At 69.5% G+C, this 13,753-nt stretch carries 13 protein-coding genes; 1 reads left to right on the plus strand and 12 read right to left on the minus strand.

Annotated features, from left to right (window positions below):
* Window positions 1-72: 72 nt before the first annotated feature.
* Window positions 73-903, minus strand: a complete 831-nt coding sequence (locus QGN30_RS02845; protein ID WP_038538264.1) for an alpha/beta fold hydrolase — start codon at window positions 901-903, stop codon at window positions 73-75.
* A gap of 68 nt (window positions 904-971) precedes the next feature.
* Here QGN30_RS02845 and QGN30_RS02850 point away from each other — a divergent pair, with 68 nt between their 5' ends.
* Complete coding sequence (locus QGN30_RS02850) at window positions 972-1,580, plus strand: TetR/AcrR family transcriptional regulator (protein ID WP_014383532.1); 609 nt, start codon at window positions 972-974, stop codon at window positions 1,578-1,580.
* A gap of 8 nt (window positions 1,581-1,588) precedes the next feature.
* Here the strand turns inward: QGN30_RS02850 and QGN30_RS02855 are convergent, their stop codons facing one another.
* The 11 genes from QGN30_RS02855 to QGN30_RS02905 form a co-directional block, all read right to left on the minus strand.
* Window positions 1,589-2,149, minus strand: a complete 561-nt coding sequence (locus QGN30_RS02855) for a TetR/AcrR family transcriptional regulator (RefSeq protein ID WP_020188387.1) — start codon at window positions 2,147-2,149, stop codon at window positions 1,589-1,591.
* Window positions 2,150-2,251: 102 nt separating this feature from the next.
* Window positions 2,252-3,541, minus strand: coding sequence for a lipase family protein (locus tag QGN30_RS02860; RefSeq protein WP_029384307.1), 1,290 nt, complete (start codon window positions 3,539-3,541; stop codon window positions 2,252-2,254).
* A gap of 215 nt (window positions 3,542-3,756) precedes the next feature.
* Complete coding sequence (locus QGN30_RS02865; protein WP_008262367.1) at window positions 3,757-4,566, minus strand: polysaccharide deacetylase family protein; 810 nt, start codon at window positions 4,564-4,566, stop codon at window positions 3,757-3,759.
* A 257-nt stretch (window positions 4,567-4,823) separates the two neighbouring features.
* Entirely contained in the window at window positions 4,824-6,212 is a 1,389-nt protein-coding gene (locus QGN30_RS02870) for an alpha/beta hydrolase (protein WP_038538261.1), read from the minus strand.
* Window positions 6,213-6,358: 146 nt separating this feature from the next.
* Entirely contained in the window at window positions 6,359-8,629 is a 2,271-nt protein-coding gene (locus tag QGN30_RS02875; RefSeq protein ID WP_038538258.1) for a heavy metal translocating P-type ATPase, read from the minus strand.
* Complete coding sequence (locus QGN30_RS02880; RefSeq protein ID WP_008262354.1) at window positions 8,626-8,838, minus strand: heavy-metal-associated domain-containing protein; 213 nt, start codon at window positions 8,836-8,838, stop codon at window positions 8,626-8,628. Before QGN30_RS02880 ends, QGN30_RS02875 begins: the two co-directional genes overlap by 4 nt.
* Window positions 8,839-8,901: 63 nt before the next feature.
* Window positions 8,902-9,672, minus strand: coding sequence for an SDR family NAD(P)-dependent oxidoreductase (locus tag QGN30_RS02885; RefSeq protein WP_038538254.1), 771 nt, complete (start codon window positions 9,670-9,672; stop codon window positions 8,902-8,904).
* Window positions 9,672-10,493 (minus strand): mycofactocin-coupled SDR family oxidoreductase, encoded by an 822-nt coding sequence (locus QGN30_RS02890; RefSeq protein ID WP_038538251.1) that lies wholly within the window; start codon window positions 10,491-10,493, stop codon window positions 9,672-9,674. The genes QGN30_RS02885 and QGN30_RS02890 overlap by 1 nt, the downstream gene beginning before the upstream one ends.
* Before the next feature lie 18 nt (window positions 10,494-10,511).
* The gene (locus QGN30_RS02895) at window positions 10,512-11,576 is read right to left on the minus strand and encodes a hypothetical protein (protein ID WP_038538248.1); all 1,065 of its coding nucleotides are present in this window, start codon (window positions 11,574-11,576) and stop codon (window positions 10,512-10,514) included.
* Complete coding sequence (locus QGN30_RS02900; RefSeq protein ID WP_038538246.1) at window positions 11,566-12,726, minus strand: sulfotransferase family protein; 1,161 nt, start codon at window positions 12,724-12,726, stop codon at window positions 11,566-11,568. The genes QGN30_RS02895 and QGN30_RS02900 overlap by 11 nt, the downstream gene beginning before the upstream one ends.
* A gap of 34 nt (window positions 12,727-12,760) precedes the next feature.
* Window positions 12,761-13,636, minus strand: a complete 876-nt coding sequence (locus tag QGN30_RS02905) for an SDR family NAD(P)-dependent oxidoreductase (protein WP_038538243.1) — start codon at window positions 13,634-13,636, stop codon at window positions 12,761-12,763.
* Window positions 13,637-13,753 lie beyond the last annotated feature (117 nt).

Below are 13,753 nucleotides of genomic sequence, written 5' to 3' on the forward strand. Positions count from 1 at the left end.
CGCGAGCGTAACGCCACGGCGAAATCCCGCTCGGATCTCCGCCGTGGCGTTACGACCGCGAAGCAGAATGCGTTACGCGCGCACCGCGACCGTCGACAGCAGATCGGCCAGGCGGTCCGGCTGGTCGACCATGGAGAACGTCCGCGCCCCGGCGATCACCTCGAGGCGGGCGTTGGGGATGGTCGCCGCCAGCCGGGCGCCGTCCTCCTGCTCGAAGAACAGGTCGTCGGCCGACCACGCGACGAGCGTCGGCTTGTCGAAGTCGTACAGCCTGGCCGCCACCGTCGTCGTCACCTCGGGGCGCATGGAAAGGGTGAACTGGCGCAGGTCCTCGGCGACCGCCGGCAGCGACTGCGCCGGGCGCACCCAGAGCTCGGTGAGGTCGTCGATGTTGCGGTGCGTCAGGCCGTCGAACGCGCGCTTGCGCACCGTGGGCACCCGCATGGCCTGGGCGACGGCCCGGAACGTCGTCTTCGACTTGGCCGCCAGGATCACCGGTTTGAGGATCGGCGGTGGAAAGTGTTCGAACGCATCGCAACTCGTGAGCACCAGCGCACCCAGCCGCTCGCGGTGGTGCACGGCGACCAACTGGGTGACGACGCCGCCGGTGTCGTTGCCGACCAGCACCACGTCCTCGAGGTTGAGCGCGGCGAGCGCCTCGGCGACCATGGCCGCCACGCCGGTGATGGTGCGATCGGCGCCGCGGCGCAGCGGCTCGGGGTGCGCGCCCAGCGGCCAGGTCGGGGCGATGCACCGCAATCCGCGGGCGGCCAGCCGTTCGCTGACCTGGCGCCACAGTTGGCCGCCCATCATGTAACCGTGCACGAAGACCACGGGCCTGCCGTTCTCGGGTCCGGTTGCTTCGTAATGGATGGTTCCGGCACTAATGTCGATCGTCGACATATGAGGACTCCTACGTCAGAGATACACTTACAAACAGGCTGTCTGTTCGTAAGTTACCAACAGGTTGTATGGAAAGCAAGAGACGCACCCAGGAGGAGCGCTCCGCGGCCACCCGCGAGGCGCTGATCGCGGCTGCCCGCAAACTCTGGGGCCTGCGGGGATACGCCGACGTGGGAACGCCCGAAATCGCCTCGGCCGCCGGGGTCACCCGCGGCGCGATGTATCACCAATTCGCCGACAAGGCGGCGCTGTTCCGTGAGGTCGTCGAGGTCGTCGAGCAGGATGTGATGGCGCGGATGGCCGTGGTGGTCGCCGAGTCGGGGGCGGCGACGCCGACGGCCGCGGTCCGGGGCGCGGTCGACGCCTGGCTCGAGGTGTCCGCCGATCCCGAAGTGCGGCAACTGATCCTGCTGGACGCGCCGAGCGTGCTCGGCTGGGCGGGATTCCGCGACGTCGCACAGCGGTACAGCCTGGGCATGACCGAGCAGATGCTCACCGAGGCGATACGGGCCGGCGAGTTGGCCGAGCAGCCGGTGCGGCCGCTGGCGCACGTGCTCATCGGCGCGCTCGACGAGGCCGCGATGGTCATCGCCACCGCCGATGACCCGGACCGCACGCGCGACGAGACCCGGGAAGTGCTGCACCGGCTCATCGACGGGATGTTCGACGCGCGCTGACGACGCGGTCAGTCACCGCGCACGTGCGCGACGCCGGCGATGACGCCCTGGATGAGCCGGTCGAGGTGCTCGGGGTCGTCGACGGCCGGCTGGCCCGCGACGAAGGTCAGCATGATCCCGTTGATGAAGGCCAGGGTGGCGGTCGCCTGGTCGTCGACCAATGCCGGATCCGGCGCGCTGCCCTCGGGGTGCCACTGGGTGACGACGTCGCGGGCCAGGGCGTAGAGCCGGTCCGCCGACTCACTAAGGGCCGCGGCCAGTTCCGGGTCCCGGCCGGCCAGCAGCGCCAGCTCGTAGCGGGCCTTGGCGCGGGTGAGCCAGGGTTCGCTGTTGACGTACATGACGATGCGGGCCAGGCCGGCGGTGCCGGTGAACTGGGTGGCGTGATCCTCGGCCAGTTCGGCCATCATCGAAAAGTCGGCGACGTCGAGTTCGGCCAGCCGGGTGGCGATGGCGTGCACCAGCGCCCGGCGGGTCCGGAAATAAAACGATGTGGTGCCGGCCGGCACGCCCGCGTGGTCGTCGACTTTCGGGTGACTGACCCCGTGCATCCCATTGCTGCCCAGCAATTCGATCGCGGCGTCGGCGAGTTGGCGGCGCCGCTCGGGCGCGTTGTGCTTTCTGCGTGCAGCGATGCGCCCCAGTTTATCGGCGCCGACTTAGCCCGCGCTTTAGAACTGACCGCAGTTCGGCGTGGTGGGCTCGCCGTTGAAGCGGGCGGCGATCCATTGCATCGCTGGTTCGCCGTCGACCAGCATCGGCAGCGCGTGGTTGATGACGAGCTTGTTGAGGAACGGCGGCTCTTCGTTGGTGCGGAATTCGACGTCGGCGTCCTGGGCACACCAGTCGCGCCCGAGCTGGTTGGCCGCGGTCCACGGCACCAGCGGGTCGTAGCGATTGCTGTCGATCATCACCGGCGCGTTCGGTTTGAAGCGCCCGAGCCGTTGCGCCTCGAACAGGCTGTTGAACGGCTCCTCGTTCACCAGCTGATTGATGTCCTCGGTGAAGTAGGGCTGGATGTGACGAAACATGAAGTCCAGCAACGTCTGTCCGACGCATTGGCGTGACACCGATTCCAGCATCGCCAACCCGCGCGGCGTCATCTTGGAGCGAATGATGTCGGCGAACTCGGGATAGGCGGCCATGACGCTGTTGAGCGCGTACCCGACGACGCCGACCAGCGCGCTGCCGTCGGCATAGGGCAACAGCTCCTTGAGGTCGGCGGGTGGCGCCCCGGCGTAGGTGCCCACGATGTGAAGGTCGGGGGCGTATTGCGAGGCGAGCTCGGCCGCCGACGCGGTCGCGCCGCCGCCCTGCGAATAGCCCCAAAACGCCACGGGCCCATGCGGATCCAGCGACGTGCCGGGTAGGCGCATGGCGGCGCGGGCGGCATCGAGCACCGCCTGTCCCTCGGCCACCCGCCCCACATACGTGTGCATCGGCGCGGTGCCCAGGCCCTCGTAGTCGGTCATCACAATGGCGAAGCCGCGCGCGACCATGGTGGCGACGAACAGTTCCTCGTAGTTGAACATGATGTCCCAGCCACCCGAATAGTGAATGCCCTGGTTGAACATTCGCGACGGCGCACACTGATTGCCCTGCCCCTGGGTACCCGGCGCGTAGCTGATCAACGGGCGCGGCCCGGCGCCCGGCCAGTCGTTGTAGGGCTCGAAATAGGTGCCCGTCACCGCGATCGGGTTGCCCCGGGTGTCGGTGCTGCGGTACATGATTCGCGTGCCGGTCGCCATGATCGCGCCCAGCTGGCCGGAGGGCTCCAGCACCAGCCGCGACGGTTCGGTGCGGATCAGGTCGCCGGGTTTACCGGGCGGCAGCGGATCCGGCGCGGCATAAAAGTCCGCATACTGCGGCTCGTCCCCGCCGTCGGCGCGCGCAATTCCGGTGCCCACCAGAGCCGAAGCAATTATCAGCAGTACTGTGAATACTCCCCCGGCCCGATGCATTACGGAACGGTAACAATGGACCGCCCGCCAGCGGAAGAGCAGTCTCTAATTTTTTAGAGATCTCGCGGTTAACGGAATTCCGGCCGCCTCTTCCGCCCAGGGGCTCGGCTCACCGGAGCGCGGCTTCTGCGCGAGCGCCGACTGGGGGATCCACGCGAGACGTCGAAGACGTTGTCGGCCAACGAGTCCGCGCCCGGCGCCGGCGGTAGCCGCCGTCAGGGTGTCTTGAGGAACACGTCGTTGAGCGTGACGGTGCGCAGGTTGCGGTCGCGGATGATGTCGACGAGCTGCGGATAGACGTGCGTCACCGGCAGATGATTGAGGTGCCCGATCACGATGGCCTGCGGCGTGAAGTACTGGTCGGCCATCTGCACGATGTAGTCCTCGGTGATCAACGTCGAATCCGACAGCGAACCCGACCACAAGGTGGGCACCTTGTAACCGAGGTCGGCGGCCACGGCATCCACGGCGGCGTTGCGCTTGGCGTAGGGCGGGCGCCAATAGGGTTTCGCGCCGATGCCGTACGTCTTCTTCAAGAACGTGTCGTTTCGTGTGAGCTGTTCGGCGACTTGCTCTTTGGTCAGTGTGGTCAGGTCCGGGTGTGACCAGGTGTGGTTGCCGAGTTGGATCTGCCCGCTGTCGACCAACGGCCGGAGCAGCTCGGAGTTTTCGGTCCACGAGTCGTAGATCCCGTTCACGAAGTACGTCAGCCGCACGCCGGTGTCCCTGGCGAACTGCGTGTAGGCACGGACCACTTCGCTGTTCACGCCGTCGTCGACGGTCAGCGCGAGCAGGTCGCCTTCGCCCGGGAGCTTCATCAATGCGCCGCCGCCGGGCAGGGGGATGCGGGCGCTGAGCGGCGGGGGCGGCAGCAGGGCCTGCGGGGCGGTCGGGCCCGAAGTCGGTATGTCGACGCCGGGCGTCTGGGCGAACGTGCGCGGCTGCGGGTCGACGATGAGCCGCGCCGTCCCGACGCCGGCAACCACCGACGCGGCGAGCGATCCAAGAAACTGGCGGCGGTTCATGGCTGCGAAGGGGCGACGTCGATCAAAAGGGATGGGCGCAGAAAAGGAGATTTCGGCCCGGTCATTCGGAAACGGATGGCGGCGCGTTGCGTACCGGGCGGGTCCCCGCAGGGACCGCCGTTCGCGCAAAACACCGAGGCCACAGCAGCGAACCGTACCATTCAAAGGCCCAAATAGTCGGCTGCGTTACGGGAGGGTCAGCTGTGAATTCTCTCGGCGGACATCGCGGCCGCTGACGGCGACCCGACCAGCGAGGATCAATGCGGTTCGCCGGCGCCGCGTTGCGGCAATTGCACGGGTTCGGCGGCGGGAGTTCCAAGCGTAAAAGCCAGCCACGGCAGGGCGGTGGCAAACGCCTGGGCGGCAAACGGCCAGTCGTGCTTGCCCTCCTGGGTGACCACCGCACAGGCGATGCCGTGCGCGGTGCCGACCGCACACAGCGACCTCGCGGCGGCGTCCTGGCCCTCGGGGTTGGCGGCGGGATCGCTGGACGCGACGAGGGTCGGACTGGCCTGTTCGGCGAGGTTGCCGGGCCCCGAGGAGACGGGCACGTCGAACCATCCGGACAGGCCGGTGTAGTGACCGTGCTTGGTCATCACGGTGACCGGGTCGAAGGCGGCCCACGCGGCCTGATCCCCGCCGAACAGCCGCGCGACGGACTGGTCCTTGGAGCCGACGTTGGGACCGCGGTCGCCCGCGATGTCCACGAACGCGCTGAACAGCTCCGGGTGCATGACGGCCAGGTCGACGGCGCAGGTACCGCCCATCGACCAGCCGGCGACGCCCCAGTTGGCCCGATCGGCGCTGACGCCGAAGTTCGACACCGTGAACGGGATGACGTCTTTGGAAAGGTGGTCGGCGGCGTTGCCGCGGGGGCCGTTGACGCACTCGGTGTCGTTGTCGAACGACCCGGTCGGATCGACGAACACCAGCACCGGCGAGAAACCGTGATGCGCGGCGGCGAAGTTGTCGATGGCGGTGAAGGCGCCGCCCGGACCCAGCCAATCCGCCGGGGTGTTGAAGGCCGAGCTGATCATCATGACGGCCGGCAGCCGGGGCGGGGGATTGCTGTTGAACCATGCCGGTGGCAGATAGACCAATTCCCGCCGGTGGGCGAAATGGGAGGCCGAGGAGTCGATGTCGACCGGCACCACGACGCCCTTGGTGGGCCTCGTTCCCGCGATCTGCATCTCGGTGACGCGCAGGCGGTCGACCTGGTCGGGCAACGGCACCGAGGTCAGCTGGTTCCACGCGGCCAGCGCCGTGGGGAAGTAGCCCACCCAGCCGTTGAGCGCCATGCCCGCGCACAGGACGCACAGCGGTATCGACAGCACGGCCACCCCGCGGCGCCACCAGCGCGCGCCCCGCCAGCCCACCAGGAACACCGCGGCGGCCAGGCCGCTCATCGCGATCCACAACCACAGCGTCGTCGGCGCGGGATCCCCGGCCACCCCGAGCGAGGTGATGTACCAGCGCGACAGCGCGGTCACCGCGACGGCCGCGATCAGCGCCACGGGCAGCACTCGCTTGAGCCAACTTCGCGCGCGCCATTGGATCGCGACGATCAGCACGAGCAACGCGAGGCCCTGAACGGCGGGCGGAAACCAGCCATGCAGCAGGGACAGTTGCCCGAAGAACTGCTCCAACGGTCGTGACCTTTGCTAGATCGATCGCTGCGCGAGGGTGCGGTGATTGTCGTGATCGTCAAGGGGCCGGGCGGCGTCTCGGCGGCCGGCGGCCGGACTCACTATCCCATACGATCGCGGCCCGCCGGCTCAACGCTTCGCCAGGTTCACGCGTCCGTGATGACGCTGGTAAACGAGCGCAGCCGCAGGCTGTTGCCGACGACGAGAAGGCTGGAGAGCGCCATGGCGGCGCCGGCCAGCATCGGGTTGAGCATGCCGAGCGCGGCGAGGGGGATCGCGGCGAGGTTGTAGCCGAACGCCCACACCAGGTTGGTCTTGATGGTGGCCAGCGTCCGGCGGGAGAGCCGGATCGCGTCCACCGCAGCCCGCAGGTCGTCGCGGATCACGGTGAGGTCGGCCGCCTCGATCGCGACATCGGTGCCCGCGCCCATGGCCAGACCCAGATCGGCGGCGGCCAGCGCGGCGGCGTCGTTGACGCCGTCGCCGACCATGGCGACCACCTTGCCCTCGGCTTGCAGACGCTTGACGGCCGCGACCTTGTCGTCGGGCATCGCCTCGGCGATCACCTCGGCGATGCCGAGTTCGGCGGCGATGCGGACGGCGACGGTGTGGTTGTCGCCGGTGAGCAGCACCGGGGTCAGGCCGAGTCGCTGGAACTGGCGCACGGCGTCGCCGCTGGACGGCTTGACGGTGTCGGCGAGCACCAGGAGCCCCCGCGCCGCGCCGTCCCAGCCGACGACGACGGCCGTCTTGCCGTCGCCCTCCGCGCGGGATTTGGCCGCGGCGAGCGCGGCGTCGAGGCGCGCACCGCGCTCGTCCATCAGGCTCGCGCGCCCGACTACGACGGCGTGGCCGTCGACCGTGCCGTGCACGCCCATGCCGTGGACACCCGCGAAATCGGCGGGCGTGGGGAGCGCGCCGAGCTGCGCCGCGGCGGCCCGGGCGATGGCCTGCGCGACCGGATGTTCGGAGGCGGCCTCCAGGGCACCGGCGTAGCGCAACAGCGTGGCGCGGTCGGTTCCCGCCCCGACGACCACGTCGACCAGGGCCATTCGGCCGGTGGTGACGGTGCCGGTCTTGTCGAGCACGATCGTGTCGATCCTGCGGGTGGACTCCAGCACTTCGGGCCCCTGGATGAGGACGCCGAGCTGGGCCGCGCGGCCGGTGCCGACCAGTAGGGCGGTCGGAGTCGCGAGGCCCATCGCGCACGGGCAGGCGATGATGAGCACCGCGACGGCGGCCGTCAGCGCGGTGGTGGGCGAGAAGCCCGCCGCGAGCCAGCCGCCCAGGGTCGCCACCGCGAGCGCCAGGACGACGGGAACGAACACGCCGGAGACCCGGTCCGCGAGGCGCTGCACACGTGCCTTGCCCGATTGGGCCCGTTCGACGAGCTTGGCCATCTGCGCCAGCTGGGTGTCGTCGCCAATCCCGGTGGCCCGGACGACAAGCCGGCCCCCGGCGTTGACGGTGCCGCCGGTGACGGCGTCGCCCGCTCCGACCTCGACGGGCACCGACTCGCCGGTCAGCATCGATGCGTCGACCGCCGAGGAACCCGTGACGACGACCCCGTCGGTCGCGATCCGTTCCCCGGGACGCACCACGAACTGGTCACCCACCGCGAGCCGCTCGATCGGGAGCCGGGTCTCGGTGCCGTCACGCAAGACCCCGACGTCCTTGGCGCCCAGCGCCACCAGCGCGCGCAGCGCGTCGCCGGCGGACCGCTTGGCCCGCTTCTCGAAATAACGGCCGGCCAGGACGAACAGCGTGACGCCGGCGGCCACCTCGAAGTAGACGTGGCACGGGGCGTCATCGCGCCCGACCGTGAGCTCGAAGTCGTGCTGCATGCCCGGCTGGGCGGCGGTCCCGAGGAACAGCGCGTAGAGCGACCACAGGAACGCGGCCAGGGTCCCGATCGAGACCAGGGTGTCCATGGTGGCGACGCCGTGTTTGAGGTTGGCCCAGGCGGCCGCGTGGAAGGGCAGCCCGCACCACAGGACGACCGGCGCCGTCAGCGCCAGCGACGCCCAGTGCCAGTGGTGAAACTGCCACGCGGGAACCATGGCCATGGCGATCACCGGGCCGGCCAGCACGGCGGCGGCGATCAGCCGCCGGCGCAGCGAAGTCAGGTCGGCGTCGCGCACCGGCGAACGTCGCGGCAGGGCGGCCGCGTAACCGGCCTTTTCGACCTCGGCGATCAGGATCCGTGGGTCGTACCCGGCGGGGGCGCTGACGGCGGCCGTCTCGGTCGCATAGTTGACGGTGGCCGAGACGCCGGCGAGCTTGTTGAGCTTTCTTTCGATCCGGGCGGCGCAGGAGGCGCAGGTCATCCCGGTGATCTCGAGCTCGATGGGGGGCGCGGCGGCCGGCGTGTCCTCGGGGAGGGTGCCCTCGTCGATGTTTCGCGGGGGCGTGCTCATGCGACCTGGACGGCCTGGAAGCCCGCCTCGTCGACCGCGGCGAGGACGGCGTCCGCGTCGATGGGCACCGCGCTGGTGACGACGAGCCGGCCGGTGTCGGCGCTGACCGTCACGCCGTCGACGCCGGGAATCCCGGCGACCTCGCCCTGGACGGCGGCCTCGCAGTGCGCGCAGCTCATCCCGCTCACCCGATATTCGCTGGTGGGCATGCCGCTCCTTCTCGATCCCGCCGCGGACTTGACCCCACCATTCTGCCTGCCGGGGGGTTCGGGCTATTGGCGCAGGTGCGACCCGCCGCCGATGTACCACACCTGGCCGGTGATCCACTCGGCCTCGTCGGACAGCAGGAACGCGGTGATCGCCGCGAGGTCGTCCGGCTTGCCCAGCCGGCTGGTCTTGCCGAACGTCAGGAAGGCCTGCTGGAGCGCGACGTCGTTTTGGCGCTCCTGGGTCTCGCCCATCACCAGGCCCGGCATGACCCCGTTGCTGCGGATGTTGTGTTTGCCCCAGTTGACGGCCACGTGCCGGGTCAGGTGGTTCACCGCCGCCTTCGAGGCGCCGTAGGCGACGTGCATGGGGTCGCTGCCCAGCGCGGCGCCCGACGAGGTGTTCACGATGCTGCCCCCACCCCGGGCGAGCAGGTGCGGCAGGACCGCGCGGATCGTGCGGACGTACCCGAGCAGGTTGACGTCGAGCGTGCGCTGCCAGACGTCCATGTCGGTGTCGAGAATCGTGGTGTCGCGTCCCAGGTTTCCCTCGGACAGATCGGCGCCCACGTTGTGCAGGCCGTCGACGGCCCCGAACTCGTCGAGCGTCGTCTCGACGAGGCGCCGCACCGACTGCTCGTCGGCGAGGTCGAACTCGACGGCGACCGCGTGGCCGCCGGCCGACACGATGCGCTGCGCGGTGGCGGCGGCGCCCGCAATGTTGTTGTCGCCGATGGCAACACGGGCGCCTTCGGTGGCGAGGCGTTCGGCGGTGGCCGCGCCGATCCCGGTGGCGCCCCCGGCGACCACAAATGTCTTGCCGGCCAGGCCGCGCATCACACGTACCCGACGCCGATGTCGACCGACACCTGGGTCGCGGTCACCAATCTGGATTGGTCGGAGGCCAGCCAGGCCACGGCGTCGGCGATGTCCTCGGGCTGCGCGATGCCCTCGGGCAGCAGCGGTTTGTGCATGCCCCGCAGGTGTGGGTAGTCGTCCGCGGCGGCCTGTAACGCTTCCCGCATCCGGCCGGTGCCCATCGGCGTGGCGACGGCGCCGGGGTTGAGGCTGTTGACGCGGATGTTGTACCGGCCGAGCTCGGCGGCGAACGCCCGCGCCATCCCCACGACCGCGTGTTTGCTTGCGGTGTAATGGATCATGAACGACTGCATCTTGATGCCGGCCGCCGAACCGATGAGGATGATCGAGCCGCCGCGGCCGCCGTCGATGATGTGCCGCACCCCCGCCATCACGGTGTTCCAGGTGCCGATCACGTTGGTGTCGATGGTGTCTCGGAACGCCTGCGCGGTGATCTGATCCCAGGGCGCGGGGCTGCAGATCCCGGCGTTGGCGACGATGACGTCGAGCCGGCCCAGCTCGCCGACCGCCTTGTCCACGGCGGCGGACAGCGCGTCAAGATCGCGGATGTCGGCCTCGGCGGTGACGACCCGCCGGCCGCCTTCGCTCACCAGCCGTGCGGTTTCGGCCAGATCGTCGGGCGTCGGCGAGTCGTAGGGGACGCTCGGCGGCAGCGGCCCGGCGAGATCGACCGCGATGATGTCGGCGCCCTCGGCCGCAAGACGCACGGCGTGTGCCCGGCCCTGCCCGCGCGCGGCGCCGGTGATCAGCGCGACCTTTCCCGAGAGTGACTGGCTCATGTGTGCTCTGGGTTCCTTTCAGTCGCGCGCGATCTTGTCGAGCGGGTTGGAGCGTTCCAGCATGCCGTACGCTTCTTCGCCGTCCCATCGGTAGCGCACGCCGGCCTGCTGGACGGCGGGGAACTCGGCCATCTCCTCTTTGAGGGCGTGCATGGAGTACATGTCGTCGTCGTGGTGCACGTCGTGCGTGGAAAACACTGTCTCGCCGGCGATTTCGACTAGCCCGTCGGCGGTCTCCAGCACCAGCGAGGCATCCTCGCCGAGTGGCCGCAGGTGGGTCAGCCACGGCGCCCGCACCGCCCGCGCCGGGACCAGGCCGCCGTCGCCGGTGAAGACGAATCCCTCGTTGAAGGTGGGCTGGCCGTCGGGGCGCGGCGGATAGGCGATGTAGCCGAAGGCGCGGCCGCTGCCGAACACGGCCGACTGCCAGCAGTGTCCCCAGAAGCCGGCGAGCTTGCGCACCCCGGTGCGACGGATCCGCAGGCCGCTCCCGGTGAAGGTGTGGCGTTCATCCCCCACCCGGAATTCCCCTGTGGCGGTGAACAATTGCTCGTAGCGGGGCCCGCCCATGATGGCCCCGACAGACGTCGTTTGGAGCTGCGTGCCGGCGTCGGCCTGTAGCGCGCCCTGGACCCACGGGGGCACGGCCATCCTCGCCTCGACGCGGAAGCCGATGTTCGTCGTCGGGCCGTCCTTCCTGCCCGCCACCAGGTCGGCCGACGAGGTCTGCACGGCCGGCCCGTCGTAGGACATCGTCCAGGTGTCGAAGGGTTCGAGGCACTGGAATGCCAGGCCGCCGGCGCCGAGCACGGTGGGCCGCCCGTCGGCGCCGCGAGCCGGCAGCGACGGCCCGTTGGTGCGCAGCCGGTAGACGCGCCCGTCGGGAAACGCGGCATTGACCTGAATGTCGTGGGAGTCCCAATTGGCGCCCACCGCCTCGATTCCCACGCGGGGCAGGCCGATCTCGCCGCGGTCGTCGACCACCCAGAAACTGACCGAGTCGCGCATCTCCGGATCCTCGGGGCGCTGCGCCAGCACGTACTCGCGCGACGGGTCGATGCCGCCGGTGAGATCAACCGCCATTGCTTTCCTCGCTCCTTATCTTTGGATGCCGCGTCCACCGCCGCGCGCTGTCCACATAGCGCGCGAACCGGGGCCGAACCTCGTCGAGATCGATGCCGAACTCCACCGGGTCGGCGTGCGAGCTCGGCTCGCGCTGCGCGGCGGCGTGCTCCCACCAACTGTGCATCCGCGCTTCGAACTCGTCGGACACCGGGGCCCCGAGCCAGGCGTACAGCCCGGCGACCTCGCCGACCGGGTCGGCCTGCATGGCCCGAAAGTCGATGTCGTAGAACCGATCGTCGGCACCGGCCGCGCGGAACCGCAGCGCCCGCTCCATGCCCAGCGACCAATGCTCGACGTTGAGCCGGCCGATGTAGCGGCGGTCGATCCGGGTGTTGAACGACCCGATGATGTCGGCGTACAGGTCGGCCACCGACAACAGGACGTCGGTGGGATCGCGATGGGTCATCACGAATCGGGCGTCCGGGAACACCGCGTCCAGGGCGTCGAGCCACAACACATGGGACGGGCACTTCAGCCGCCACGGCCGCTCAGGCTCGCCCCACTGCAGCAGCTGCATCACCCGCCGCTGATAGCGAAACGTCGGGGTGAGGTCGGCGTGGTGCACGAGCCACGTTGAGTACGAGGGGATTTCGGCGAACGACTGAAAGATGTGCGACTTGAAGTCGAGCGCCATCAGCTCGTGGCACTCCATGGGCCCATGGGTGTCGCCGGGAACGTGGCGGCGGGTGCCGACCATCTCGCCCCGGTCGGCCGGGACGCGGGGATCGACGCCGTGCACCGTCGAGGGCGGGGGGCACGGTTGCGTCGACTCCCACCGGCGCAGGTAGCGCACCTCGGGATCCTGGGCCAGCAGCATGGACAGGGCGGTGGATCCGGTCCGGGGCAATCCCAGGCCGACCAGCGGTTCGCGGATGGGCACGTCGCCGATCTCCGGGTGCCGCCGAAACCAGTCCTCGACCTGCAGCCGTTGCGAGAGATAGCCCGCGATGCGTTGGCGCAGAAAGGCTTCCCCGCGCTCGCTCAGGTGGGCCTCGTCGCGCAACGCCGACAACAGGACGTTCAGGCCCTCGGTGAAGGAGTCGTCGCCGAAGTCGGTGAGCCCGGTCTGCGCCGCGGCCTCCTCCATCAGCTCACCGGATGTCAGCACGGCGTCTCCTCGATCAAAGTCCTTGCGGCGGCGCTCAACCCATCCACTGCCCGCCGGCGACGTCGATGGTCTGACCGCACAGGTAGTCGGCGGCCTCGGAGGCCAGGAACGCGACCATGTTGGCGGCCTCCTCGGGCAACGACGCGCGACCCAGTTGGACCTGGTGGGTGATCGCTTCCTGGATGGCGCCGCGGCCGGCGCGCTGCTTGTCGTCCTGAGGATCGAGCAGGTACTGCCGCATCTCCGGTTTGATCATGATGCCCGGCGCCACGCCCAACACGTTGACACCGCGCAGCGCGACCTCGTGGGCGAGGTTGCGCGTGAACCCGATGACGCCGGCCTTGCACGCGTTGTAGACGACCAGGCCGCGCTGCTGAATGCGGCCGCCGACCGACCCGATGTTGATGATCTTCCCCGAACCCTGGTCGAGCATGTACGCCAGCGCGGCGTGCGCCCCGTACATCATCATCGTCAGGCTGCCCAGCACCGTGTAGTCGATGTCCTCTTTCGTCTGCTTCTCGAACGGACCCGCGGCCACCATCACCGGGTTGTTCACCATGATGTCGAGGCCGCCGAGCTCGTGGTGAGCCTGCCGCACGGCGCCGTGCACCTGGTCCCAGTCGGACATGTCGGCCTTGACCGGGATGGCCCGCACGCCCCAGCGCCGCTCGACTTCCTCGGCCCGGCGTTCGACCTTCTCGAAGGTGCGGCCGATGAGCGCGACCTCGGCGCCGCAGCCGGCCAGCCGGTTGGCGATCGCCTGTCCCAGGCCGTCGCCACCGGCTCCGGTGACGAAGGCCTTCTTGCCGGACAGGTCCATCAGCTCGGTCACGCGCTTGCCGACAATGTGCTCCGGTAGGCGGTCCAACCCGAGCAGCCGCACCCAGTCCTGGTCGTCCTGAACCGTCAACGTCGACCCCTCCTCAGTCAGACCGGGACGGCATCGCCGCCCCACCTCGCTGACGATATGACGGCCTCACGGCCAGCAGGTAATACCAATTCGGGAAACCAGTCATGCCGCATTTAT

Source organism: Mycobacterium sp. 3-98 (assembly GCF_035918355.1).
In the GTDB taxonomy this organism is placed as follows: domain Bacteria; phylum Actinomycetota; class Actinomycetes; order Mycobacteriales; family Mycobacteriaceae; genus Mycobacterium; species Mycobacterium intracellulare.

Coding starts and splice junctions, on each gene's coding strand:
- QGN30_RS02845 (WP_038538264.1), bottom strand. CDS start 903: ATGTCGACGATCGACATTAGTGCCGGAACCATCCATTACGAAGCAACC.
- QGN30_RS02850 (WP_014383532.1), top strand. CDS start 972: ATGGAAAGCAAGAGACGCACCCAGGAGGAGCGCTCCGCGGCCACCCGC.
- QGN30_RS02860 (WP_029384307.1), bottom strand. CDS start 3,541: ATGCATCGGGCCGGGGGAGTATTCACAGTACTGCTGATAATTGCTTCG.
- QGN30_RS02865 (WP_008262367.1), bottom strand. CDS start 4,566: ATGAACCGCCGCCAGTTTCTTGGATCGCTCGCCGCGTCGGTGGTTGCC.
- QGN30_RS02875 (WP_038538258.1), bottom strand. CDS start 8,629: ATGAGCACGCCCCCGCGAAACATCGACGAGGGCACCCTCCCCGAGGAC.
- QGN30_RS02880 (WP_008262354.1), bottom strand. CDS start 8,838: ATGCCCACCAGCGAATATCGGGTGAGCGGGATGAGCTGCGCGCACTGC.
- QGN30_RS02885 (WP_038538254.1), bottom strand. CDS start 9,672: ATGCGCGGCCTGGCCGGCAAGACATTTGTGGTCGCCGGGGGCGCCACC.
- QGN30_RS02890 (WP_038538251.1), bottom strand. CDS start 10,493: ATGAGCCAGTCACTCTCGGGAAAGGTCGCGCTGATCACCGGCGCCGCG.
- QGN30_RS02895 (WP_038538248.1), bottom strand. CDS start 11,576: ATGGCGGTTGATCTCACCGGCGGCATCGACCCGTCGCGCGAGTACGTG.